Raw genomic sequence first — 24,680 nt, 5'->3', positions numbered from 1 at the left:
TTAATTTTCTACTATTTGGACGGGGGCCTGATGAGCGAGCTGTAGATTGTTGGTGGTGATCACGGTCTCATTGGGTTCTATGCCTTTGAGGATTTCTACCTCTTGGCCATTGTCCTTGCCCACCTCTACATAATTCCATTTAGACTCATTCCCTGCCAGGGTAAATACCACCGGCCTACCTGATCTGTATACCAGCGCCTGCTTGGGCACTACTATACTATTGTTCTGGGGAGCGCGTATAACTGCCCTGGCATTCATTCCCGGTAATAGGTTTCCTGCTTTAGAAAGTATAATAGTTACCTGTACCAGACCATTTTCATCCACTTTTGGGTTAATGCTTTTAACTTTTCCGCTGAGTCCTTCTGTACTGCCTGAGACAGGATATACTTCTACATTTTGACCACCTGAGATATAGCTGATGTCAGATTCCAGTACTTTTACTTTCAGTTCCAAAAGATCCGAACTGATCAGTTCGCAGAGTTCATCGCCACTATTGACCAGGCTACCCTTCCTTATGCCCAGATCCGCCACTTTGCCGGAGATAGGTGCTTTGATGATGGCCTTTTCCAGATCCATTTTTGCCTCCCTTACTTCCAGTTCTGCCGATAAGATACCTGAGTTGGCCCGTAGCCTTTCCTCAAATTCTCTGGCATTTACACTTGTATCCTGTCCGGACAAAATTCTTCCAAATCCCATTTTCCTATCTTCCAGATCTGCCTCTGCTATCCTTAATTGGATCACAGCTTTTTCCAGTCTAAACTCATTATCAGCATTATCCAATCGGGCAATAACCTGCCCCTGATTCACGTATTGGCCCTCACTGATAAGTAGCTCTGATAAATAGCCACTCCTTTCTACGATCACCTTTAACTGACTGCTGGCCTCTACTTTGCCGGAAGCATTGATGAGATAATCAAAAGAACGCTGTTCTGATTTGGCCACCCTTACCTGGGTCGCAGATACTTCCTGACGGAAGGAAGAAATGGGCTCTTCTTTATTTCCTGTATCCTCCTCCTTACAGGAGCTAAAAAGAGGGAAAAGCATTGAGAGTAAGACTATACGATAGATTGAGATCATTGCTTAACAGATTAACCTTAGGACAAGCTAATAAACTAAAATATTAAATAAAAATGATACGTATTAAATTTTTTATTTTCAAAAATTTCTTGACATCCAATAATAATACATATGTTAATTATGCTTATTTAGCAAGAAATACATATGTCATTGGAAAACTTAATCAATCATAGTAAACTCAGAAATCAAATTGAAAACCTATAAATATTGAATAAAAACGTTGTTTAATCTAAAATAAAATTCATAACATTAGCACAATAACATCATCTAAATGATTATCTATATCAAATAGTTATCTATATCCTAAATAAAATTTCATTGCCATTAACTATTTACTATGCTTGATAACTTATCGTAAATAAGCTATTTCCAACATATGCATTACTTTTTCATATTCAATATAAGTAAATACAAACTTTTCATTATTAATTAAAAAAACAATTTCTTCTTCATTTTTGACTATGTCATTTGATACAACATATTTTTCCTTATCAAATATAACAGCTGAATTATTTGACAATTTATCTAATTTATGTTGAATCTCTTTGTTTTTATCTGATAATACAATAATTTTCAAATTTTCTTTTACATTTATCATACTATCCAGATAATTAAACAAAAAAATTTGACAAGTAGAACATCCATTTGGATTTAAAAGAATCGGAAGATCAGTTTGCTTCAAATTAAAATAATTTATTAATTTATTATAATTCTGTTTCTCTGTATTTTCACAGCTTATACTAGACAAGCATATTAAGACTATTAACCAGCTATACCAAATTTTATTCATAATTAAATCTAACTATAGAATAATTAAGAAAATCATCAGAAAAATCAGCATGGTTTAAATTGTTGTTTGAAAGATATAGTCCATGTTTACCAACAAAATAATTACCTGCTTCTATTTCAAATTTATCAAAATGATATTCACCTATAATTTCTAGCTGATCGTTAAGTACCATAATACCGATCAATGGCCGATCATTTTGTAAATCCATTAATGCCTCTCCCTTTGAAAAATGGTATGGCAAATAATAAAATCGGTAATAAATATTTCTAAAACGATCATAAAGAAAATTTTCATATTGTGGATGTGATAACACAAGTTCTGGGCCCTCCATATGGCCAGTGGGCATAGAATTCAAATAGAGAAAGTCTTTAACATAAGCTGATTTTGTTTCTTTGTAATCAATTAATTCGCCGCTATTTAGCCGATAGATCCAAAGATCATGATCATGATGTGGAGAAACAATTATGGAATCTCCTTTTATCAAATAAGAAAAATTATCCATTTTTTTACCTCTACTCCAATGTTCTTCTCTAAAATGTATCGGCAACCATTCAATCGTATCCGCTAAAATATGATATTTAAAGATATGGTAATGATCCTTAAATTCGCTCACATCAATTGTATGATGCCCCATGAAAAGGGGCTGAGCTCCGTATAGTATATTTTCGTGTTTTATTAAAGGGGTGCCATTGAAAGCACTTAAAGATGTCAGCTTTAAATCAGGACTATTTACTTTAAACCTGCTTTTGACTTCCCCCGTATGATTTACCATTATGATTTCAGGAGGGACAGAAGAAATGTAAATTGAATCAGGGCTGATAAAGCTAAAACCATAATAAAAATTTATAGGGTTTGGCCCGTCCTTGGCCAAAAACAATTCATATGCTAAGCGCTCTTCATCTAAATGGTAGAGCTGGATCGACTGACTAATGCGACTATGCCTAGCAAGATACTCTCCGGAATCAAGTGAAACTAAATGGGTCCTGGAAGACCTAGATGAGGTATTCCCAGATATAGGGATTTTTACGAATCCTACTTTTTCCATGGACAACTTTTTAGTTTCCGGACCATTACATGAGGAGAAATTCAATAAAACCACTAATAAAGCACCAGAGATTTTCATAAAATAAAAATAAAAACGCCACATAAATTTCTGTGGCGTTGATGTAAACTTGTTAATGAACAACTGGCTGAACTTCACAATAACACATGTTGGTTGTTACTGTATTGACACAACCTGCATCATCATATTGGCAAGTTGCATTAATAGAAACTTCAGCATTAGCATCCTGCTGAATAGATAACATAAAGCCACCACCTATTAATGTAAAGCTAAGAATTGAGACAATTTGGATTTTTTTGATTGTCATGATTAAATACATTTAAAGTGGTTAAATTTAGTGAACCAAACTTACATTACTTTTTTTTATTTACAAAAATCTTTATATTTATTTTGAAAAAAATTTCTTCTTCTACTCCTTGTTGACTATAACCATAAAGAATAGAACTTTTTATTAATACATATAAAAAGAGGATGGAAGCAGCAAAGAATAGATATATTTTTATCTTTACATTATTAATTCACTCCTTCCCGTACAAAGAAGAACAACTTACTAAGAAGGTTTTTCCCTACGAAGAATCACATGATAAAATGTAACCATTCAATAGATAAAACACAGTAAAACTTAAAATGTAAGTTCAACAACCTTTACAAATAAAAAAAAAAGATATATAGGCTTCGTAACTAATCACTTTCACCGTAATGATTTCTATACGGGCTTATATATTAAAATATCGTCAATTAATGATTATTTAATCGATCTTGAACTTAAGAAAGGTGCCTGAAATATATATTGATAATTTTGAATATGCTGGATAGGTTCAAAAAACCTTCTCAATCTTAATTCCGAGGGAATCTCCTCATAATAATTGATCAAAGTGGAGATCATTCTAAAGCTTAATGCATCTAATTTTACCGGGGCTAAACCATCTCCTATCATTTCCAATTGTCTTGCAGCGCCTCTGGAAAGGTCTATTACACGGCTGCTGGAGGGAGGTAGTCTATCGTTGACTTTTACGATTACCTGTTTGCCATTGGTGAGGTTGGTCACTTTGATCCGTGTGCCAAAAGGAAGGTGTTTATGCGCAGCAGTCATTTCGTTCATGTCAAAAGTCTCGCCGCTGGCGGTTTTCTTCTTATGAAAAAGTTTTCCGTAAAAACTTGCTGTACCTTTCTGTATCGTAAGCAGGGTATCCTGTTCATGGAATGATGTCGAAGCTTCGCTCACTGACTGAGTCCCAAGGATTAAACACAATATACAACTAAATAAAATCCACTTTTTCATAATTTTTGCTAAAGACAAATACAATGCCACAGCCTCACAATCACCAACTTCCACACAACAGTACCCCAAATAAGCCGTAAAAATTAATTGAAAGCAAGAAAAAATTATCTTTTTAACATTTCAATGTCATCAACTTCTTATACAAACATGTGGAATTTTTCATTAAACATTTCCACATTATGTGGAGTTATACCATATTTATTATTTCACATAAAAGCCACATAATAAGAAATTCTGCTTAATCCAGATGTCAGGTCACCAATGTTTAAATTTATCTTGATCTGAAATATTTCTTCTTTTACGACAATTATCTACACTACTTTTGGCCAAATAAAAATAAGGTTCTAAATTTAAAATTACACCAATAGTTCCTTTATAAGGTTCATCCTTTATGCTTAAAATATTACATACCGCTGACTGGCATTTGGGCAAGAAGCTTCAGGAATTTTCACGACTTGAAGAGCAAAGGCTTGTTCTGGAAGAGATCGGACAAGTCTGCGATAAAGAACAAATAGATTTAGTCTTATTGGCAGGAGATATATTTGACAGCTTCAATCCCAACCATGAAGCCGTGGAGCTGTTATTTAAGACACTCAAGAAGCTGTCCAATAACGGTAAAAGGCTCGTCATCGCCATCTCCGGCAACCATGACAGTACCCAGTTCGTAGAGGCACCTGATCCTCTGGCCAGGGAGCTGGGGATCATATTCTATAGTAAATATGACTCAGTGGTCCGGACCGGTCCGGTGGGGTCTGGGATAGTCATTACCCAAAGTGAACCCGGGTTCATAGAAGCAAAATTGCCGTATTTAGGCTTTCCGGTTAGGATATTGATGGCCCCTTATGCCAATGAAGTTTTACTAAAAACCTATCTCGGAGAAAGTGACAAAGAACAATCGCTTAGGAACCTCTTATCTGAAAAATGGAAAAACATAGCCGATACTTATTGTGATGATAAAGGGGTAAACATATTTATAGGGCATTTCTTTTTTGTGAAAGAAGGAGAAAAACCCGAGCCAGAACCGGAAAGCGAAAGGTCTATCCTTCATGTAGGGGGTGCTCAGGCCCTTTTTACTAACAATATTCCCCGACAGATCCAATACGCTGCTTTAGGCCACCTTCATCGCTACCATGCAGTGGATAAGTTGCGGTGTCCCGTGATCTACAGCAGTTCGCCCCTGGCCTATTCCTTCAGTGAAGCCGATCAGGTGAAGCAGGTGATCAAAATAGAAGCACAGCCGGCTCAACGGGTTAGTTATGATCCTATCCCTCTAAAAAGTGGAAGACCACTTTACCGTAAAAAATTTGATAACTTGGAGGAAACACTGAATTGGCTGGAAGCAAACCCCTACTGCTTTGTAGAGCTGACGTATGTAACAGAAGAATCCATCGACTCCCAAACGAGGAAGGCCATCATGCAGGCTCATGACGGTATAGTGAATTTGATTCCACAACTGTCGGCAGGCATAGGAACTGGAAATAATGCCCTACATGCAGATGACCTGAATCAGGACATGGAAACCCTATTCAAGAAATTTTTTAAAACCCAGAAAGGATTGGAGCCCAATGAAGAGCTGATGTCACTTTTCAGGGAAATCACCAGTCAAAACTACACCTCATGATACCGGTTACATTAGATATAGAGGGTCTTTACTCCTATAAAGAAAAGCAGACCATAGATTTTAACAAACTCACATCAGCAGGATTGTTCGGTATCTTCGGTGCAGTAGGCAGTGGGAAGTCTTCCATACTCGAAGCTATTCTCTTAGCCCTATATGGGAATACGGAAAGGCTCTCCTCCCGTGGAGAAAAAAGCAGCATGCTCAATCTTCAAAGCAACAGGGTAGCCATCACTTTCCAATTTAAGGCAGGAAAAAACAACCAGTACCAATATAAAGCTGAATATGTCGCTTCCCGTAATAAAAACAATTGGGAAGATGTACGGCCTGCGGTGCATACATTCTATAGGGCCACAAATACTTCTTCATGGGAACCTTTGGATCAGGGGGCGGAAGAAATATTGGGCATGAAGATGGACCATTTCCGTCAGACTGTAATCATTCCCCAGGGTAAGTTCAAAGATTTCATAGAACTTAAGCCAAAGGACAGGGCGGATATGATGAAAGACTTATTTGGACTGGAACGTTTTGAGCTGAGCTCTCAGACAAAAAACCTTCTTTCGGAGGTGAATACTAAAAAACTCACCCTTAAAACGCAACTGGAAGGAATGGCGGAATTCACAGAAGATCTGCTCCAGGAACAGGGTAAACAACTGTCAGCTTTAAAGGAAAAAGAAGGTATAGAGGAAAAAAAATATACACTAATAGAGGAGGAATTAAGCAAAGCCAAGTTAGTTAGAGAGCGGTTTTTGGAATTAAAGGAGCTGCAGATTCAATATGATGAACTGCAAAAACATCTTCCTCAGATCGAAAGGTCCAGATCAAATCTCCAACAATACCAAACAGCAACCCAACATTTCAAACCTCTTATTACCCAATTGGATGAATTGAAGGTTGATCTGGAAAAATATAGTGTTTCTGTCACAAATTGTAAACGTTGGAAAACAGAATATGAGGAGAAAGTAGCTGAACTTATCCACACCGAAACAGCCCTTCAAAAAGAGTTTGCCAAAAAGGGAGAAAGGGAGGCAAAAATCCGCGATCTTAAAAAGGTGATGGAGATCAATGCCCTACAGCTTAAATCCAGAGACTATAAAAAAACCATTGAGCAGCTGAGACCTTCCATCGAAGGGTGCAGAGAAAAAATCATCCACCTGACCGAGCAAATCGAAGCGCAGGAAAAGCAAATGGATTTGTTAAAAACACCGGACCCCAATGAACTGGCAGATCTGAAAACCTACATTAGAGAAATAAGGGATAACCAATTGGTTATAGACCAAACTGTAAAAGAACTCCAGTCACTTCAGGGGCATCTAACCTCAGTTACAGAAGAAATCAAGGCTATCAAAGGTCAAATTCCTGAAGGTTTGCACAGTTTAGAAAACTGGATGACATTTGAAGAAAATAAAGGAAATCACCTCCTGACCGTCCGAGAAAAGTTAATCCAGCAACAGGGTTTATCTCGATATGCACCACACCTTCATGATGGACAGCCATGCCCGCTCTGCGGCTCTGATGACCATCCTAACCCTATAGAAGCAGAATTTGATACCGTAGACCTTCAGACAAATGAAATGGCTATAAAGGATAATCAAACAGCACTGGCAGGAATCCGTAGATTGGCCAGTACTTTGGATAAAATCGTGTTTAGCCATAGCGATGTCGTAAATAAGATAGAAGACAAAGAAAAACAGCTCAAGGAAGTACAAAGCAAAAGACAAAATGTATTTAGTAAAATAAACGAAAAAGGCTTTGATTCCCTCAAGGCTGTAGAAGATTTCCTTAATGAATCAGCTGCTATTACTGTAAAGCAACAACAGCTTTTCCAATCCATAAAAACCCTACGTCTGGAATGTGGCCAGCTTACGATTAATTCCAAATCTGACGAAGAAAAACTACAAAGCATCCAAAATGAATATACAGCACAGCTTTCTGCGATTGCTTCCAAAAAAGAGGATCTTCAGTATAAAGTATTTTGCGAAGCTTATTTCAGCCAGACTAATGATGTGATTCAAGATGCAATCAACAAAGTACAGCAGGCCATAGATCAGCTTGAAATTAAAATCCAGCGAAATAAGGATGTACTCATAGAATCCAGAGGCAAGCAATCCACCAACCTAGCAAACCTAAATCAGTATACCGAACTCCTCAAAGGCTGCGAAGATCGTCAGTTAAAACTTAAAGATGACCTGCAATCCAAGATGCAGGAGATGGGTTTTGAGATGGAGCATGAGCTTAAAGCCATTCTGGACCAAAATCTGGATGTGGCACAATTGGAAAACAGCATCAGAGAATTCGAGCGGCAGTGGGACATCACTAAGGACAAATTAGAAGCATTACAACAGAACAAAGCAGTAAACCAATTTAATGAAGCGGCATTTGAACAGTTGAATGATAATTTAAGATCGGCGAAAACAATCCTGGGAAACATCAAAAGCCAGCTTACCCTAACCCATAACCACATGGAGACCACCCTGCTAAAACTGGAAGAAAAGGCCAAACTGAATAAGAATTTGGATACAGTGGAAAAGCGGGAAAGCCAATTGAGAGAGCTGGACAGGTTATTCCAGGGCAGTGGATTTGTCAAATATGTCAGCAGTATCTATTTAAAAGATTTGAGCCACGCTGCCAATCTCCGCTTTATGAAACTGACCAATAACAACCTGAGCATGGAGATCGACAGTGACAATACCTTCTGGGTACTGGACCATCTGAATGGAGGAAAGCGGCGTCTGTTAAAAACGCTTTCGGGGGGTCAGACTTTCCAGGCATCTCTCTGTCTGGCTCTGGCACTGGCAGAAAAAGTAAAATCCTTGAACCGAGCCGACCAGAGCTTCTTCTTCCTGGATGAAGGCTTCGGTTCCCTTGACAAAAACTCACTGCGCGTAGTCTTCGAAACCCTCAAATCCCTACATCAAGAAAACCGCATAGTGGGCATCATCTCCCATGTAGAGGAACTGCAGCAGGAGATCGGAGTATATGCCGAAGTGGAACTGGATGGAGAGAAGGGCAGTGTAGTGCGGTATTCGTACTAAGTGTTGTCCTAAGGCTCTGCTTTAGGACGACTAACCATAAGGCTGTGCCTCAATTCAATCTTTCCAACCTAGAGATATAAACCACTTCATAATCTTTTTCTTGTTCAGATTCCAGATTTATGTATATGTTCCCCTGAGCATCTCTAAATTGAAAAGTGCTAAAATTATCCGGATAAATTAAATTCAAAGGAAGACCATCATTCCTCATCAAAATAGCGGCTACCTTATTTACCTTTTCGATTGCTTCAAACATTTCAACGGAATTATCTATCCCAGCAGTAGCTGATACAAATTCCTGATCACTTAGCCCAGGGGTATATGCTACAATCAATTTATCATCCAATGCTATTATATTTTGAATACCACCATAGAAAATATCTCTTAATTCAAATTGAAATTCAGCATTATCCACATTCGATGGATCTTTCCCGGTTATTAAATGAAATTTCTCAAAAGGTATTATATAACTCTCTTCAGGCTTTTCCAGATCATGTAAATCATAAACATGAAACTGATCATCATTTTTAAAGAAAAGATAAAGCATGTTCCCTGACACAGTAAAAAAAGGCATAGTATTGACCAGCGGGAAAATTTTGCCATCTGCCAACCTGGATGCCCGGGGCATTCTCACTATCCCCTGAAAATCGTTCCTCTCTAAATTTACCAGTTCCAACCGCGGACCATTCACATCTTCTACTATACCACCGTCCTGTCTTGCTCTGCCCTCTAGCCTGGTGACCACATGGTTTTCATCTACTAGGTGTAGATGATCAGCGCCAATGAAAGTTACATTTAATTGTATTTCATAATTTGGAGCAATCACTTTTTCTAACTCTCCGTCAAGATTATAAATAAAAACGCCATTTCTCGAAGACACTGCAAATTGAGTATTATTGATGAACTTAGGTCTGGCTATCAGAGAAGCACCGATCCCATCCGGTTTATCTCCGGATTTATTAAACTGATGAGTAATATTTCCCTCCCTATCAGTAATGATAAAATCAAATGTATTTTGATCATAACCCAGATATTTGGATTCATCCGGGCTGATGTCTGTGAACATCATCCTGCCTATGTGATCCACCATCACTGAATCTATAATAACCAACTCGTATGCTTGACTTTCATCCTGTACAGCTTCCTCCTGATTGGTACTGCAGGATAAAACTAATATTGCCCCTAAAATCAGGTATAGGTATAAAAATTTGAGCATTAAAACATGATCTACAAGTTACAAATTATGAATCAACACTTTAATTTACTCATTAATTTTGTAAAAACTACTAATAGCCTTTCAGATATACTGTATGAGTTAAAAAATAGACATGGCATTTTCTACTTTGCACCTTATTGTAAATATAGCCAAAATTTACTTCAACATATGTCAAATCCTTCCTATGAGTTTTAAAAAATCTACCTAATTAAAATCATACATCACTCTAAAAAATGTACTCATCCTCTGGTATTCTTTGTTGACAGGAATACCTGATGTAAAGCCGAGGTTTAAGTTTTGGGCTAAATTGATGATAATCTGCGGGCGGATGACCATGCTGAAATCCCCATCTTCTATTTCTTTGTTCAATTCGATCCCAAGAAAATTCCGGGTACCGGGGATCATATAGTGAAAATTTGAATTCACCTGCCAGATAACATCAACTTCCTCTTCACCAAACCCCTGCTTTATCAATGGACCCCCTAATATCAAAGTGTGGTAATTCAACCCAAATCTTTTAGCAGCCACCAGGAAAGGATTGTAATTGTTTCCCTGTAGGGCAGTCTCTCTTCCATAATCTTTAAAGTCTGGCAACTTTAATTCATTCAAATACCCTATCGCCAATGAGGTCTGCCATTTTTCTGACACCAAAAATGTATACTGTACGGCAGTCCTAAGGGCATTGATCCTGCTGCCATCCCTATCTTCTTTTGCTCCACTTTGGAGAAACATTTGATCAGTACTGTTATCACTAAAAAGATTTATAGGAATTTCAATCTCAAAGCCCAACCGATCTACAGGTACAAATTCATATTCCAACAGCACGTTGTATCTCGTATATCCAAGATAATCATTAAATCCTGCTCCAAGCTCTAAAGCGCTTTCTCCCTTTCTGGCGCCCAGATCAGTGATCAGGTCTATAAAAACTGGCTCTGCGTGAAAAATTTTGGGGGGCTTGCCTTTTTCTTCCTCTTCGATAACAAGACTATCTACCTCTTGTCTATTCTGAAATTCAGCTCCAGGCAAAGACTGGGCAAAGACCAAAACAGGAAAAAAATAAAAAATCAAAAGGGAGTATTTCATGTTTAAGAATTTATATTTACTAAATAACCACCTGCTCCAGATTGTTAGCCTTATTGCCTAAAATGATAATAAACCCATATATGGTAGACCTAAGGCCATACCCCCTGATCTACAGAAGATATAGCTGATTCTCAAAGAGATTACCAATGGTATATGAGAATAGGCTTTACCCTTCGCCGGGCAGAGGACACAGCCTTATACCCAATTTATAAAATGGGATAAAGATACTCCCACACTGTCTCAGCCACGATCTTATGGCCCTCTTCAGTAGGATGTATACCATCGGGCAAGTTCAATGAAGCTTCTCCTCCCACTCCTTCCAAAAGAAACGGTATCAAAACAAGATCATAATCACCTGCTATATCCAGATACATGTTCCGGAAATTCTCTGCATAGTCCCGGCCCATATTCGGCGGGATTTGCATACCTGCCAAAACGATCTCCGTATCAGGATACCTGGTTTGAACCAACTCTATCATCATTTCCAGATTTTTTCTGGTTTCATCCACCGCAATGCCCCTCAGTCCGTCATTTCCTCCTAGTTCTAAGATAAAAATATCCGGCTCCTCTTCCAGGAACCAGTCCAGTCTGTTAAGCCCACTGGCAGTAGTTTCACCACTCAAACCGCCATTGATTATTTTATAGTCCAGGCCTAGACTGTCTATTTTTTGTTGGATAATCCCTGGAAAAGCATCTTCCGGATCTATTCCATATCCTGCTGTGAGGCTGTTTCCGAAAAACAATATGGTCTTGGGCTCAATTGATGGCTTGGCACCTTCCTCTCTGACCACCTCAGTTTCGTCCGTGTCCACCTCATTGGTCCCACAAGCAAAGCCCAACAATAAAAATAAAATTATAATCAAATGCGGATAATTATTTTTTTTCATGTGCTCTATCGATGATATTAAATATAAATATGATAAACCTTTCACATTATAAGCATACTTCTTTAAAAGTTGTTTTTGCTTTATGTTAAAAGAGCTTACTTTTAAACAAACGTTTATCCCGCCATATACGTTTAGGCTAAATCAGATCTATACCTTATTCTTTCAACATGCAAATTCTTTCCGTAGAAAACGTCACGAAAACCTATCAAAGCGGTTCCCGAAAATTAACAGTGCTGGACAACGTACATTTTTCCATTGATGAAGGGGAAAGTGTCGCCATAGTAGGCCCTTCTGGAAGCGGTAAGACCACGCTACTAGGTCTTTGCGCAGGTTTGGACTATGCTACCTCTGGCAGTGTCATCCTCAACGGACATGCGTTGGAAAAGCTATCAGAAGATCAAAGGGCTGCTGTAAGGAATAAAGAAGTAGGTTTTATTTTTCAAAATTTCCAGCTGCTCCCCACATTGACAGCTTTGGAAAATGTAATGGTGCCGCTAGAGCTTAAAAAAAGAAAGGATGCCAAAACAAAAGCGCAGGAGCTGCTCAAAATGGTAGGCCTGGCTGACCGGTCCACCCACTATCCGACGCAGCTATCCGGCGGGGAACAGCAGCGGGTTTCTATAGCCCGGGCATTTGCCAATGAACCTAAAATACTATTTGCAGATGAACCTACCGGTAACCTGGATACTGAAACGGGTACCATCATAGAAGATATGATCTTTGACCTGAACAAACAGAACGGAACCACACTGGTCCTGGTCACCCATGACCCCGAGCTGGCAAAGAAAACCAATAAAATCATCCAAATAAAAGGGGGCATCATACAGGAGGGTCAGTATGTATAACATCATGTGGACCCTGAAGATGGCCTTCAGGGATTTTCGGCAAAACAAATCAAAGCTCATCCTATTCATTTCTTCCATTGTCATAGGAATAGCTGCTCTGGTAGGCATCAGTTCTTTTGGCGATAACTTAAGTAAGGCTATCGATAACCAAGCCAAAGACCTCCTAGGAGCTGATTTAGTACTGAGTAATAACCAGCCACTTCCAGAAGACCTATTTGTGGATACAGTAGCCAGTGGTAGAAGCAATGAAATCAATTTTGCTTCCATGGTTGTTTTTCCTGCTTCAGGCGAAAGCAGGCTTACGCAGGTGAGGGCTTTGGAAGGTGATTTCCCCTTTTATGGAATACTGGAAACGATCCCCGCAGACGCAGAAAAGACTTTCAGACAGGGGGGGAGAAGGGCTTTGGTAGAAAAAATCCTAATGGCACAGTTCAATGCCCAAGTGGGTGATTCGATCAAAGTCGGCGAACTTACTTTCCTGATCGAGGGAGAACTGGATAAAGTGCCTGGTCAGACCGGCATAACCGCCACCGTGGCCCCGGCAGTTTACATCCCCATGGCTTATGCGGAAGCCACAGGCCTGATCCAGGTAGGTTCCAGAATAAATTATGTCTCCTACTTTGAGCTGGGCCCAAAGGTGGAGGTAGAGCAGACGATAGCCGACCACAAAGAAAACTGGGAAGAAGAAAACATCAGACATGAGACGGTAGCATCCAGAAAAAGATCTACCGGACGCTCATTTGATAACCTTAGCAGCTTTCTAAGTTTGGTAGCGTTTATTGCATTGCTTTTGGGTTCTGTAGGCGTGGCCAGTGCAGTAAATGTCTTTGTCAAAGAAAAAATGGCTGCCGTAGCGGTCTTAAGGTGCCTTGGGGTATCGTCCAAATTGACATTTATGATCTACCTCTCCCAGATCGTCATCATGGGATTAATAGGCTCTTTGATAGGGGCCGGATTAGGATCGCTGCTTCAGATAGCCCTTCCTACTGTATTCAGTGATTTCCTTCCAGTGGATGTTTCTATGGCCATTTCCTGGAAAGCTGTTTTGTTGGGTATTTTGACAGGTCTGTTCATATCTATCTTATTTGCCCTTCTGCCCCTGCTGAAGATCAGGAAGGTATCACCTATGATGACTTTACGACCAGAGTCAGGAGATATGAAACTTAGCCAAGATCCTTTAAGATGGCTGGTCATGTTTGCCATCGTCCTCTTCATCTTCTCATTTAGCTTCTATCTGATGAGTGGCTGGAAAGAGGCTTTGGGCTTCACAGGATTTGTGCTGTTTGCTTTTGCTGCGCTGTGGCTGGTGGGCATGGGCATCATGTGGGCCATCCGCAGATTCCTACCCATATCGCTCAATTACCCACTTAGACAGTCACTGGCTAACTTATACCGACCTAACAATCAAACCATTTCCCTTATTGCTACAATAGGTCTGGGCACGGCAATGATCAGCACCTTATTCTTTGTCCAAAACCAGTTGCTGGCCGAAGCTAAGTTTGCCGACAAAGAAGACCAGCCTAATATGCTGATGTTTGATATCCAGACACAACAGTTAGAAGATGTCAAGAGCAGAATACAGAATAAAAATTTCCCGATCATACAGCAGGTACCCATCGTCACCATGTCACTGGCGGAAATCAATGGCATCTCCAAAAAAGAAAATGAAGAACTGGACGAAGATACCAAAAGATCCAGATCTCTATACAACCGTGAATTCAGAGTCACCTATCGCGATACGCTTATCGCTTCAGAAAGGATGGTCAAAGGAAATCTTCGAAAAGTAGAAAATCAGGGAGATAGTATTTTTGTGAGTTTTGACCAAGGATATGCGGACCGGACTGGCATTAGTTTAGGAGATCAGATCGTCTTCAATGTACAGGGAAGACCGATTACCACTTATGTCGGTAGCTTTAGAGATATTAAATTCAATCAGGTATCGACTAATTTCCTTGTGCTCTTTCCGGAAAATGTGCTGGATAATGCCCCCAAGTTTCACGTCATCATGACCAAAACCCCCACTGACAGACAAGCTGCGGATCTTCAGGCGGAAGTCGTACGCATTTTCCCGAATATATCCGTAATCAACCTGGGCACCATCACAGAAACACTGGAGAATATTCTGGGCAAAATAAGTTTTGTGATCCAGTTTATGGCCCTGTTCAGTATAGTGACGGGTTTTCTGGTGCTAATCAGTTCGTTGATTATTAGTAAATATCAGAGGATGCGCGAAAGCATACTGCTAAGGACATTGGGAGCCAGCAGTGCTATAGTCACCCGGATCAATACATTGGAATATTTATTTTTGGGCAGTCTGGCCTCTATCTGTGGAATAGGTCTTTCCTTTATAGCTGCAGGCCTGTTGAGTGCATTTGTGTTCAATATTCCATTCAGGCCGGTATGGGAGGAGGCACTGATCGTGTATGTATGCATCACCGCCCTGACGGTAATCCTAGGGTGGCTCAATGGCCGCAAGATCATCCAGCAGCCGCCAATGGAGATTTTGAGAGGTTAGTTGCTGGCAGTACTTGGAATTAAATTGCGATAAGGAACAATTTGACAACATCATCTGTTTCGACGTGGTAACTGGGTTAATTTATAGTGACTTCGCCTCTTAGCTGCTGCCTTCCACATAAAACAGTATTCTTTGCGTTTCTTACCTTATTGGTTCTATTTATATTGTGGAAAAATACTCCTTAGGGGCTATTATTTTCACCTTATATAAAAGCTGTTTTTTTGTTGGATAAAATAATTTTAAATTACCTTTTCTATACTTCAGCACATATGAAAAAAAAAATACTGATACTCCTTTGCTTGCTATCTGTTATGGTCTTCCAGGCCAAAAGCCAGATCATGCCTGCTCCGAACAGAGCAGAGGGAGATGGTCCTTATGATAGATTGATTATAAGAGGTGTCACCCTACTGGACGGAACAGGTGCACCGCCTATAGGTCCGGTGGACATAATAATAGAAAAGAATATTATTACGGAGATCAGGACGGTAGGCTACCCCGGTCTTGCCATCAAAGAAAACCGAAGACCCCAGGCAGGACCAAATGACCAGGTGCTCGAACTGGAAGGACATTACCTATTGCCCGGCTTTATAGATATGCATGGTCACATAGGAGGATCCGGACAGGGCACTCCGGCAGAGTATGTTTTCAAACTGTGGATGGCACATGGCATCACCACCATCAGAGATCCATCTGCAGGAAACGGCCTGGACTGGGTGCTCGACCAGAAAAGCAGATCAGCCAATAATACCATCACAGCGCCAAGAATATTAGCTTACACTAGCTTTGGGCAGGGTGCCGGTAAGACCATCGCAACCGCAAAAGAAGCCAAGGATTGGGTAAATGCCAATGCCAATAAAGGCGCTGACGGTATCAAATTCTTTGGCGCCAAACCGGAAGTCATGCAGGCAGCCATGGAAGAAAACAAACGTATAGGCTTGCGTTCTGCCATGCACCATGCCCAGATGGATGTAGCCCGCTGGAATGTACTGCATTCGGCCCGGGCCGGATTGACATCTATGGAACACTGGTACGGACTGCCCGAGGCATTGTTTACCGGCCGCACCATACAGGATTACCGTACGGATTATAACTATCAAAATGAACAGCACCGTTTTTCTGAAGCAGGCAAACTTTGGAAACAGGCGGCTGAACCTTATTCCGAAAAATGGAACAAAGTCATGGACGAGCTCATTGAACTGGATTTCACCATAGATCCTACCTTTAACATCTATGAAGCCAACCGTGACCTGATGAGGACCAGAAGGGCTGAGTGGCATGATGAATATACCCTGCCCTCACTATGGAAGTTCTATCAGCCCAGCCGTGAATCACATGGCAGCTATTGGTTTGACTGGACGACGGACCACGAAATACAGTGGAAAGAAAACTATAGGCTATGGATGACTTTTGTCAACGAATACAAGAATAGGGGCGGAAGGGTGACTGCAGGATCTGATTCAGGATTTATCTATCAGCTTTACGGATTTGCCTTTATACGTGAACTGGAACTCCTCCAGGAAGCAGGTTTCCATCCAATAGAAGTCATCAGGTCGGCTACTTTAAACGGAGCGGAAGCATTGGGCATGTCAGACAGAATTGGTTCAGTAGAAGTAGGTAAACTGGCAGACTTTGTCATTGTAGAAGAGAATCCCCTCCAGAATCTAAAAGTACTATATGGTACCGGTGCTATACGGATAGACAACAATAATGAACCCACCCGTGTGGGCGGGGTGAAATACACCGTTAAAGACGGTATAGTATATGATGCCAAAAAACTGCTTGAAGATGTACATCAGATCGTACTTCAACATAAGGCTAGGGAGAATGCCAGGATCAAACAGCCGGGACTTGATTGATAAAAAACAATAATTATTATACCCCAAAGGGCCCATATTTTACAGATATGATATGCAAAAGATGATAGCTCCACCATTACAATCATACTAAGCACCAAGGCACACAGGTTTTTAACGGTAATTGATTTTGCCGCTAAGGCCTTATTTTTAAGTGCCGGATCCTACCTTTCATCAATTTCCTTTAGTGTCTTGTCTCTGTTAGGCCAATTCTTTTAAAAAATATTTTGAAATATTTAAAGTATTTTGAAACTTTACAGCCGTATTAAATGTATATACATTAAATACAATGAAAACAGCGATAAAATCGGGCATGAGGAAATCCTATCCAATTGGGATGTCTTCGCCCCTGATAGTTATCGGGGAAAATACAAGATTCACCCGAGTATATGCTGGACAGGCTATCCCGACCTCTGGTACGGAAAAAGTTATGGCCTTTAAAAAACAAATATTAATCTGATGAAAATAGAAGAGGCCATAAAGCAAAAGAAGTTCAAGGATCCTTATAATAAGGCACTGGTAAACCTTTTGTATACCAATAGTTACATAGTAGCCCAGCAGGGCAAACTGTTCAAGCCTTATGGTTTGTCTCCCGAGCAGTATAATGTACTCCGTATATTAAGGGGCAAACATCCTGAGCCTATCACGGTCTCGAGCATACAGGATAGGATGCTTAACAAAATGAGCAATGCCTCCAGGCTGGTAGAAAAGCTAAAGCAAAAGGACCTGGTCAGCCGGTTAGAATGTCCCTCTGACAGAAGGCAGGTAGACATTACGATCACTGAGATGGGACTGTCTACATTGGAAAAGCTGGAAGAGCAAGTAAATAAGTTCAACAGGGAAATCCTCCATTTAGATGAACCGGAGTTGGATCTATTAAATGAGCTCCTGGATAAACTTAGGAGCTGAAAAAAATTTCTATATTTAAGTGTATAGACATACAGTGTATTAACATTTTACTATTTTATAAAACAAACAAAAACTACAAATTATGAGCACTACAAAATGGACCATCGACCCTACGCACTCTGAAGTATCTTTTAAAGTAAAGCACCTGGTGATCTCCACGGTGACAGGTAACTTCACTACTTTCGAAGGACATGCAGAAACTACGGGCGATGACTTTAAAGGAGCTAAAATAGAATTTTCTGCTGATATAAACAGCATCAGCACCAATCAGGCCGACCGTGATACCCATTTAAAATCAGCCGACTTTTTTGATGCTGAAAAGTATCCTCAAATCAAATTTACCAACGGGACATTAGAAGGAAGTGTCCTAAAAGGAGATTTGACGATCAAAGATGTCACCAAACCGGTAGAGCTTGAAGTTGAATTTGGTGGTATAGCAGACGACCCATATGGCAATACCAAGGCAGGATTTGAATTAGAAGGCAAGATCAGCAGAAAAGAATTCGGACTTACCTGGTCGCCGGTTACGGAAGCAGGAAGTGTAGTGGTAGGTGACCAAATCAAACTATTGGCCAGCGTACAGCTAGTAAAAAACTAATAAATCCTTATTATTTGCATCTGAAAAGTAAGTAGTAGGGATTAAACCTCACTGCTTACTTTTTTTTTACAAAGCAACCTAAACAAACATAACCATGGCCCCATTAATCTCAGGCATCCATCACATCACAGCCCTGGCTGGAAATGCCCAAAAAAATGTAGACTTTTATACCAGTGTATTAGGACTAAGGCTGGTAAAAAAAACCATCAACTTTGATGCTCCGGGTGTCTACCATCTTTACTATGGAGATGAAGTAGGCTCACCGGGATCTATACTTACCTTTTTCCCTTTTGAAGGGGCAAGAAGGGGCACTAAAGGCACTGGCGAACTCACCTACACTGCCTTCTCCATCCCAGAGCATTCACTGGATTACTGGACATCAAGGTTATCTTCACTGGGAATCACCACCTCCACCACATTAGAGCGGTTTGGCGAGTTATTGATCAGATTTGAAGACCATGACGGGATGGGCATAGAACTGGTAGCTGCAGCAGATGATCTTAGAAAAGGATGGACCTATGGGCACATTCCCCAGGAACATGCCATATTAGGCTTTCACAGTGCTACCTTAAACCTGAAATCAAAGGAGCTAACAGAAAAGTTGCTTACAGAACTGATGGATTATAAGTTTATAGGAAAAGAAAAAAACCGTTTTCGTTACGGTATTGACGGGAATCCAGGGGATATTATTGATATACTGGTAGACCCGGCGGGAAGACCCGGTATGCAGAGTGCCGGCACCGTACATCATATAGCTTTCAGAACAGCCAATGATGAAACACAGGCGGCCATTCAGCGAAAACTGATGGAAAATGGTGTACAAGTGACTGAGGTCAAAGACAGGAATTATTTCAAATCCGTGTATTACCGTGAGCCAGGAGGTGTACTTTTTGAAATTGCAACAGATGAGCCAGGTTTTGCCATTGACGAAGAGAAGGCCAACCTGGGTGAAGCCTTAAAACTACCGGATTGGGTAGAGCCACAGCGTGCGAAAATAACATCCAGCCTCCCTTCACTCAAACTAAACCCCGGAAAATATGACTAATACCGTAATAAAAGGCGTTTCCTTGCACAGAGCTGATAAAGTAGCCATATTGATTCATGGCCGTGGGGCAAGCGCTGAAAGTATCCTGACACTATCAGACCATCTGAATTTAAAAGGCTTTGCCTTACTGGCCCCACAGGCTGAGGGCAGTACCTGGTATCCCTATAGTTTCATGGCTCCCGAAGCCCAAAACGAACCTGCCTATACCAAGGCAATCAGTACAATAGATGCATTAGTGAAAGGGTGCCAGAAGGAAGGCATCAACCCAGAGAAGTTATATTTCATCGGGTTTTCCCAAGGGGCCTGTTTAACACTGGAATATGCTGCCTTACATGCAAGAAAATACGGAGGAGTCATTGCTTTCACCGGAGGACTCATAGGAGAAATAATCAATGCTGACAAATACAAGGGGGACTTTGCGGAAACACCGGTGTTTATCGGCAGCAGCAACCGGGACATGCACGTACCCTTAAGCAGAATAAAAACCACTGCTGATCTATTGCGAAAGTTAGGAGCCAATGTAAACACCCTTATTTTCGATGATCCGCAGCACACGATCAGACAGGAGGAGATTGATTGGGTTAATCAACATATTTTATAAGGAGAAGCATTCAAATATAAGGCTAACTCCCAATCAACGGCTTATACGCTGGCGACTTCGGCTTCATTTGTTCCGCTTTGAAAGATTATACATCACCTATGTCATATCAATTACTAAAACTCAGGTTTACTCCCATTCCTGTTCCTTATCACTCCTGTTTCTCTCCATACCCACTCCGTATACATAGGAAGTAAGTTAATTATGATAACCAATGGAAAAATAGGAATAAACATAGTATATACGTCTGAATATTTGTTTTTTAACCTTAATCATACCGTATTATATTATTAATATGGTGTAATGTTAGACCATTAATTTCAGCTGTGTATAATTTGTTTTTCAAAAAAAACCTTGTTCCGTGAAAAAGGAATCGGAATGGTATCTCGCATGGTTTTAATCATCCCAGTGTGTGAATTTTCACAGAGGCCCTCTTTCAATCTCCTACCCTAATCTTAATTACCTTTTGATCTGTATTTCTGGATTTAAAAATCCCCATGCCATTATTGATATTATTATATACAAGTACAGGCTGGGAAAGTATATCCCCCCGATTGGACCGCTGTAAATCTGCAGTATCATAAAACCTGTAGTAGGATTCAGAAATATGGGAGAATTTAATGGTAAATTGGAATTCCACATTTCTCGGGATCGTAGTCCTGAACACCATTTCTGATACTGATCCGTTAAATAAGTTATCACTGAAAAGAAGTACTGGCCTCATCAAATAATCTTTTTTATACACCGGGTTGACGGGAATGAGGGAAGGATCTAAGAAATAATTATTTACATAAGGTATACCTTCAATAATAACAGTGTCACTTGCGAAAAATGAACCTGAAATCTCATAGAAATTACTGCCGGGAGGATCATCAAATTTTACCGTTATTTCAAGTTCATTATTGTTTCCGTTTCCATCTACCGGTCCCAGGTTGATAATGTCTATTGATTTCAACTGAATTCTATCCGGCAGTTTCTGTTCACTGGTGATAGTAGGGAAACCCTCTTTTTCTGCTATTATCTCATAGGTCTGGCCTGCCAAGAACTCATGGCCACTGAGATAATAATAGGCATTGGTTTCATATGGACTGCTCCTATTGATGTACTCCAAAGGATAAATCCGGCCTTCCTGATCTTTTAAATATACATTTGCCCCTTCAACCAGTTCAAATTCTCCATTTGAAGCTCTACCCTCCAATACACCTTTACTTTTGGTCAGAAAAACAGTCAGCGAATCTGAGGGTTCCAAAAGCGCATTCAATACCATTCTTGGCTCCTGCCCCGGCAGTTCCACCTCAAGAAACCGCTCGCAGGAAACCAAAGTAACCATGCTGATGAGATATAGTAAAAAGTACTTGATTTTCATATGTTTATAATTTCTTTTCAACGGTCATATGGAATCTCGCAAGGGTTATAATCATCCCAGTGTGTGAGCTTTTGCTCATGCTCGATTTCATAATTAAAAGGTAAATCTGTAGGAAGCTGAGGGTAATATTGGGAAAAGGCTGAACTGCCTGAGCATATTGCGCTCCTTTTCATAGTTATAGCTGATATCCATATAAAACGGATTTAACCTGCTGTATACATTGTACACCGATACATTCCATGTCCGCTCTCCCCATCTTTTTGTTTTGTTGAAATTAATGCCTACATCCATCCTGTGGTAATGCCGCATCTGAAAATTATTTCTGGATTCGAAATGGTCAACGTAAAGGTCTGCATATCCATCATTAGAATCTTTTATTACGGAAATAGAATGTTGATACCTTTGTTCCGGCACCGTTATAAAACTGCCACTTCCAAAGACCCAGGTACCGGAGAAGTCAATCCTTTCGGATAATTTGTGAACAGCAGTCACACTGATGTCATGTCTTCGGTCATACCGAAAAGGAAACCATTCACCATAATTGATATCATCAAATCTCCTTTCCGTCTTTGAAAGCGTGTATCCTATCCATCCAGTGGTCCTTCCTGACTTTTTCTGTAACAAAATTTCCAGACCATAACTTCTGCCTTCCCCTGAAGTAACCTTTGACTGCCAATCTTCTGAGGTATTGAGGAAAGATGCCCCATCCTGATATTCGATGACACCTTCCATATTTTTGTAATAAGCCTCTGCCGAAAATTCGAGTCCATAACCAAGGTTTTTAAAATATCCGGCAGCCACCTGCCAGCTTTCCTGTGGACCGATCCTGTCAGTTGACGGCACCCAAAGGTCTGTAGGAAGTCCCAGTCCTGCATTGGTGAGGAGATGGACAAATTGCGCCATCTGCACATAAGAAAATTTCAGAGAGGAGCCGGGGTCCAAAAGGTATCTCATGGCCATTCGTGGCTGGAAGAAAGTGTAAGTTCGAGTATCAGCTTTAAAACCCGAAAAATGTGCTCCCACATTGAATTTTAACCTATCACCTAAACTAAAATCGTCCTCTAAATAAATGGACAATTCCCGCGAATCAGATTGGATGGCACCCTCCCTTGTTTCGGGTCTCTGATTATCCTGCGATACATACACGCCGGGTGCAAACCTATGGCCTATCAACATTGCTCCCCAGCGGATATAATGCTGGGGGTTAGGTATATAATCAAAATCTGCCTTAAAAGCTAAATCCCTGATGCTGGAAGTATAATTGGCTGAGTAAAAATTACGGGCGATGTTGCCGTCCATATTTTCTTTAAAGATATCTTCGTATTCTGTAAAAAGATTGAACCGATATCTGGTAAATGTCCCTGTAAAATTTGCGAAAAGTCTTTGGTTGAAAATATGGTTCCCTCGCAGTGCAGCAATATTATTTCCCCAACCAAGTCCAGCTTCTTCTTTGCTGGTCATTGTTCCTGAATTTCCCCCTCTTTCCCAAGAATTGTTGTAGGAAGAAAAACCCTTATCATCCCCGCCATAATAGCTTAGATAAAGTCTATTATTTAGATTGAATATATGATTGATTTTGGCATTGACATCATAGAAATAATACCCAACATCTTCCTGTCCACCGGTAGAATTCCTGATGATAGGTCTAGCAATCATATCGAGGTAGGTCCTTCTGCCCGACAATAAAAAGGAGGTTTTATCTTTGACTATAGGTCCCTCAAGGGTAAGTTTGGAAGCTATCAAACCCACACTGCCTTCACCCTGAAACTTTTTCATATTCCCTTCCTTCATGCTGATATCGATCACTGAGGAAAGCCTGCCTCCATATCTGGCAGGGAATCCACCTTTGATCACTTCCACGTTGTTTATCGCATCCGCATTGAACACCGAGAAAAATCCAAACAGATGGGAGGCATTGTAAACAGGAACACCATCCAGCAGGACAAGATTCTGGTCAGGGCTTCCTCCACGCACATATAATCCCGACGCACCTTCCGATCCGGACTGAATTCCCGGTAGTAACTGGATAACTTTAAAGATATCTACCTCACCCATCAGCGCCGGCAGATTCTTGATCTCTCTGAGCGGGACATTCACCATACCCATCTGGGTGCTTTCCTGTATGGGATCTGACTTTTGTCCTTCTATGACCACCTCGCTTAGAAGACCGGACGGACGTAGTTCTATATTGAGGATGGTGTCTTTGGCCACGTTAATGAATATACTTATAGGTTCATAGCCTACATAGCTAAAAATTAGATTTACCTCTTTATCTGAAGGAGAATAACTAAAAAAACCGTAGTTATTGGTTACAGCCCCCTTTTGATTCGTTTTATCAAATATGGTTACTCCTATTAGGTTTTCACCGTTTTCAGCATCTTTGACAGTGCCACTCACCGTCACTTTTTGGGCTGAAGAATTAAAATAGATAAAACAAAAAAAGTAAAAAAATATAGTTCTTTTCATCTGTTTATAATTGTTTTTCAAAGGCCATAATTTGTCCTGTAGCGGAGGCCGGGGTGATATCGCACATGATTATAATCATCACAGTTTGGGAAGTTTTTATCATGCTTGATTTCATAGAATGTTTAAAGAGGGGAATAGAAAAATCAAAAATAATTGTTCCAACTGAAAAAAAATTAAAACCCTTAAATACTTTAAATAAATAATTCATCAATAGTCAATTATAACCCAGAATTTTGTTTATTAATGTCGTATAGGTAGGGCTAATATATTACGGTAATTTTCCCTCAACTAAATATCATAATGAAAAAAAAGATTAGTGTAATGTAATTTGAAAATGACGGTTGCCTTATATATATAGTTTTGCATATTGCAATCAATATAAAAGCATGGTAACTTTTTAAAATAGCGATCAGTAAAAGTTACCGATTACATCGGTA

At 40.2% G+C, this 24,680-nt stretch carries 19 protein-coding genes; 9 read left to right on the top strand and 10 right to left on the bottom strand.

Features of this window, described 5'->3' with window-relative positions:
- From EL17_RS14555 to EL17_RS24195, 5 genes are all read right to left on the bottom strand, one after another.
- Positions 1–1,077, bottom strand: coding sequence for an efflux RND transporter periplasmic adaptor subunit (locus tag EL17_RS14555; RefSeq protein ID WP_035075468.1), 1,077 nt, complete (start codon positions 1,075–1,077; stop codon positions 1–3).
- 349 nt (positions 1,078–1,426) lie between these two features.
- A complete protein-coding gene (locus EL17_RS14550) occupies positions 1,427–1,759 on the bottom strand; it encodes a hypothetical protein (protein WP_164675092.1) in 333 nt (110 codons plus the stop codon).
- Between the two features lie 100 nt (positions 1,760–1,859).
- On the bottom strand, positions 1,860–2,912 hold the full coding sequence (locus tag EL17_RS14545; RefSeq protein ID WP_240486000.1) for a DUF4221 family protein: 1,053 nt from the start codon (positions 2,910–2,912) through the stop codon (positions 1,860–1,862).
- Positions 2,913–3,042: 130 nt separating this feature from the next.
- On the bottom strand, positions 3,043–3,237 hold the full coding sequence (locus EL17_RS14540; RefSeq protein WP_035075460.1) for a hypothetical protein: 195 nt from the start codon (positions 3,235–3,237) through the stop codon (positions 3,043–3,045).
- Between the two features lie 438 nt (positions 3,238–3,675).
- Positions 3,676–4,212: a septal ring lytic transglycosylase RlpA family protein gene (locus tag EL17_RS24195; RefSeq protein WP_035075458.1), complete on the bottom strand. Its 537-nt coding sequence runs from the start codon at positions 4,210–4,212 to the stop codon at positions 3,676–3,678.
- 391 nt (positions 4,213–4,603) lie between these two features.
- On the opposite strand from EL17_RS24195, the gene EL17_RS14530 reads away from it, so the two are divergent.
- Both EL17_RS14530 and EL17_RS14525 read left to right on the top strand, forming a co-directional pair.
- A complete protein-coding gene (locus EL17_RS14530) occupies positions 4,604–5,833 on the top strand; it encodes a metallophosphoesterase family protein (protein WP_035075457.1) in 1,230 nt (409 codons plus the stop codon).
- Entirely contained in the window at positions 5,830–8,865 is a 3,036-nt protein-coding gene (locus EL17_RS14525; RefSeq protein WP_035075455.1) for an AAA family ATPase, read from the top strand. The genes EL17_RS14530 and EL17_RS14525 overlap by 4 nt, the downstream gene beginning before the upstream one ends.
- 49 nt (positions 8,866–8,914) lie before the next feature.
- On the opposite strand, the gene EL17_RS14520 is transcribed toward EL17_RS14525, so the two are convergent.
- From EL17_RS14520 to EL17_RS14510, 3 genes are all read right to left on the bottom strand, one after another.
- A complete protein-coding gene (locus tag EL17_RS14520; RefSeq protein WP_035075452.1) occupies positions 8,915–10,078 on the bottom strand; it encodes a hypothetical protein in 1,164 nt (387 codons plus the stop codon).
- 204 nt (positions 10,079–10,282) lie between these two features.
- A complete protein-coding gene (locus tag EL17_RS14515; RefSeq protein WP_051720012.1) occupies positions 10,283–11,161 on the bottom strand; it encodes an HAEPLYID family protein in 879 nt (292 codons plus the stop codon).
- Positions 11,162–11,367: 206 nt separating this feature from the next.
- Entirely contained in the window at positions 11,368–12,048 is a 681-nt protein-coding gene (locus EL17_RS14510; protein WP_035075450.1) for an arylesterase, read from the bottom strand.
- Positions 12,049–12,215: 167 nt separating this feature from the next.
- On the opposite strand from EL17_RS14510, the gene EL17_RS14505 reads away from it, so the two are divergent.
- From EL17_RS14505 to EL17_RS14475, 7 genes are all read left to right on the top strand, one after another.
- On the top strand, positions 12,216–12,893 hold the full coding sequence (locus EL17_RS14505) for an ABC transporter ATP-binding protein (RefSeq protein WP_035075448.1): 678 nt from the start codon (positions 12,216–12,218) through the stop codon (positions 12,891–12,893).
- Positions 12,886–15,408 carry an ABC transporter permease gene (locus EL17_RS14500; protein WP_035075446.1) on the top strand — a complete coding sequence of 841 codons (2,523 nt, stop codon included), beginning with the start codon at positions 12,886–12,888 and terminating at the stop codon, positions 15,406–15,408. The genes EL17_RS14505 and EL17_RS14500 overlap by 8 nt, the downstream gene beginning before the upstream one ends.
- A gap of 269 nt (positions 15,409–15,677) precedes the next feature.
- Entirely contained in the window at positions 15,678–17,264 is a 1,587-nt protein-coding gene (locus tag EL17_RS14495) for an amidohydrolase family protein (protein WP_035075444.1), read from the top strand.
- 456 nt (positions 17,265–17,720) lie between these two features.
- Positions 17,721–18,170: a MarR family winged helix-turn-helix transcriptional regulator gene (locus EL17_RS14490; RefSeq protein ID WP_205623559.1), complete on the top strand. Its 450-nt coding sequence runs from the start codon at positions 17,721–17,723 to the stop codon at positions 18,168–18,170.
- 82 nt (positions 18,171–18,252) lie between these two features.
- Positions 18,253–18,768 (top strand): YceI family protein, encoded by a 516-nt coding sequence (locus EL17_RS14485; protein WP_035075440.1) that lies wholly within the window; start codon positions 18,253–18,255, stop codon positions 18,766–18,768.
- Between the two features lie 94 nt (positions 18,769–18,862).
- Positions 18,863–19,813, top strand: coding sequence for a ring-cleaving dioxygenase (locus EL17_RS14480; protein ID WP_035075438.1), 951 nt, complete (start codon positions 18,863–18,865; stop codon positions 19,811–19,813).
- Positions 19,806–20,414 carry an alpha/beta hydrolase gene (locus tag EL17_RS14475; RefSeq protein WP_035075437.1) on the top strand — a complete coding sequence of 203 codons (609 nt, stop codon included), beginning with the start codon at positions 19,806–19,808 and terminating at the stop codon, positions 20,412–20,414. Before EL17_RS14480 ends, EL17_RS14475 begins: the two co-directional genes overlap by 8 nt.
- A gap of 433 nt (positions 20,415–20,847) precedes the next feature.
- Here the strand turns inward: EL17_RS14475 and EL17_RS14470 are convergent, their stop codons facing one another.
- Complete coding sequence (locus tag EL17_RS14470) at positions 20,848–21,777, bottom strand: DUF4249 domain-containing protein (protein WP_084166231.1); 930 nt, start codon at positions 21,775–21,777, stop codon at positions 20,848–20,850.
- Between the two features lie 93 nt (positions 21,778–21,870).
- Positions 21,871–24,243: a TonB-dependent receptor gene (locus EL17_RS14465; RefSeq protein WP_035075434.1), complete on the bottom strand. Its 2,373-nt coding sequence runs from the start codon at positions 24,241–24,243 to the stop codon at positions 21,871–21,873.
- Between the last annotated feature and the right edge of the window lie 437 nt (positions 24,244–24,680).

Origin of the sequence: Anditalea andensis, from assembly GCF_000714815.1 — a bacterium.
GTDB classification, from domain to species: Bacteria; Bacteroidota; Bacteroidia; order Cytophagales; family Cyclobacteriaceae; genus Anditalea; species Anditalea andensis.
Note: the sequence above shows the minus strand (reverse complement) of the source record. Positions and strands in the feature narration are given on the sequence as shown.

What these genes read in the sequence shown, in the direction of transcription:
- EL17_RS14510 (WP_035075450.1), bottom strand. Translation starts at nt 12,048, where the DNA reads ATGAAAAAAAATAATTATCCGCATTTGATTATAATTTTATTTTTATTG.
- EL17_RS14465 (WP_035075434.1), bottom strand. Translation starts at nt 24,243, where the DNA reads ATGAAAAGAACTATATTTTTTTACTTTTTTTGTTTTATCTATTTTAAT.
- EL17_RS14525 (WP_035075455.1), top strand. Translation starts at nt 5,830, where the DNA reads ATGATACCGGTTACATTAGATATAGAGGGTCTTTACTCCTATAAAGAA.
- EL17_RS14475 (WP_035075437.1), top strand. Translation starts at nt 19,806, where the DNA reads ATGACTAATACCGTAATAAAAGGCGTTTCCTTGCACAGAGCTGATAAA.
- EL17_RS24195 (WP_035075458.1), bottom strand. Translation starts at nt 4,212, where the DNA reads ATGAAAAAGTGGATTTTATTTAGTTGTATATTGTGTTTAATCCTTGGG.
- EL17_RS14545 (WP_240486000.1), bottom strand. Translation starts at nt 2,912, where the DNA reads ATGGAAAAAGTAGGATTCGTAAAAATCCCTATATCTGGGAATACCTCA.
- EL17_RS14500 (WP_035075446.1), top strand. Translation starts at nt 12,886, where the DNA reads ATGTATAACATCATGTGGACCCTGAAGATGGCCTTCAGGGATTTTCGG.
- EL17_RS14480 (WP_035075438.1), top strand. Translation starts at nt 18,863, where the DNA reads ATGGCCCCATTAATCTCAGGCATCCATCACATCACAGCCCTGGCTGGA.
- EL17_RS14505 (WP_035075448.1), top strand. Translation starts at nt 12,216, where the DNA reads ATGCAAATTCTTTCCGTAGAAAACGTCACGAAAACCTATCAAAGCGGT.
- EL17_RS14520 (WP_035075452.1), bottom strand. Translation starts at nt 10,078, where the DNA reads ATGCTCAAATTTTTATACCTATACCTGATTTTAGGGGCAATATTAGTT.
- EL17_RS14530 (WP_035075457.1), top strand. Translation starts at nt 4,604, where the DNA reads ATGCTTAAAATATTACATACCGCTGACTGGCATTTGGGCAAGAAGCTT.
- EL17_RS14485 (WP_035075440.1), top strand. Translation starts at nt 18,253, where the DNA reads ATGAGCACTACAAAATGGACCATCGACCCTACGCACTCTGAAGTATCT.
- EL17_RS14490 (WP_205623559.1), top strand. Translation starts at nt 17,721, where the DNA reads ATGAAAATAGAAGAGGCCATAAAGCAAAAGAAGTTCAAGGATCCTTAT.
- EL17_RS14515 (WP_051720012.1), bottom strand. Translation starts at nt 11,161, where the DNA reads ATGAAATACTCCCTTTTGATTTTTTATTTTTTTCCTGTTTTGGTCTTT.
- EL17_RS14470 (WP_084166231.1), bottom strand. Translation starts at nt 21,777, where the DNA reads ATGAAAATCAAGTACTTTTTACTATATCTCATCAGCATGGTTACTTTG.
- EL17_RS14540 (WP_035075460.1), bottom strand. Translation starts at nt 3,237, where the DNA reads ATGACAATCAAAAAAATCCAAATTGTCTCAATTCTTAGCTTTACATTA.
- EL17_RS14495 (WP_035075444.1), top strand. Translation starts at nt 15,678, where the DNA reads ATGAAAAAAAAAATACTGATACTCCTTTGCTTGCTATCTGTTATGGTC.
- EL17_RS14555 (WP_035075468.1), bottom strand. Translation starts at nt 1,077, where the DNA reads ATGATCTCAATCTATCGTATAGTCTTACTCTCAATGCTTTTCCCTCTT.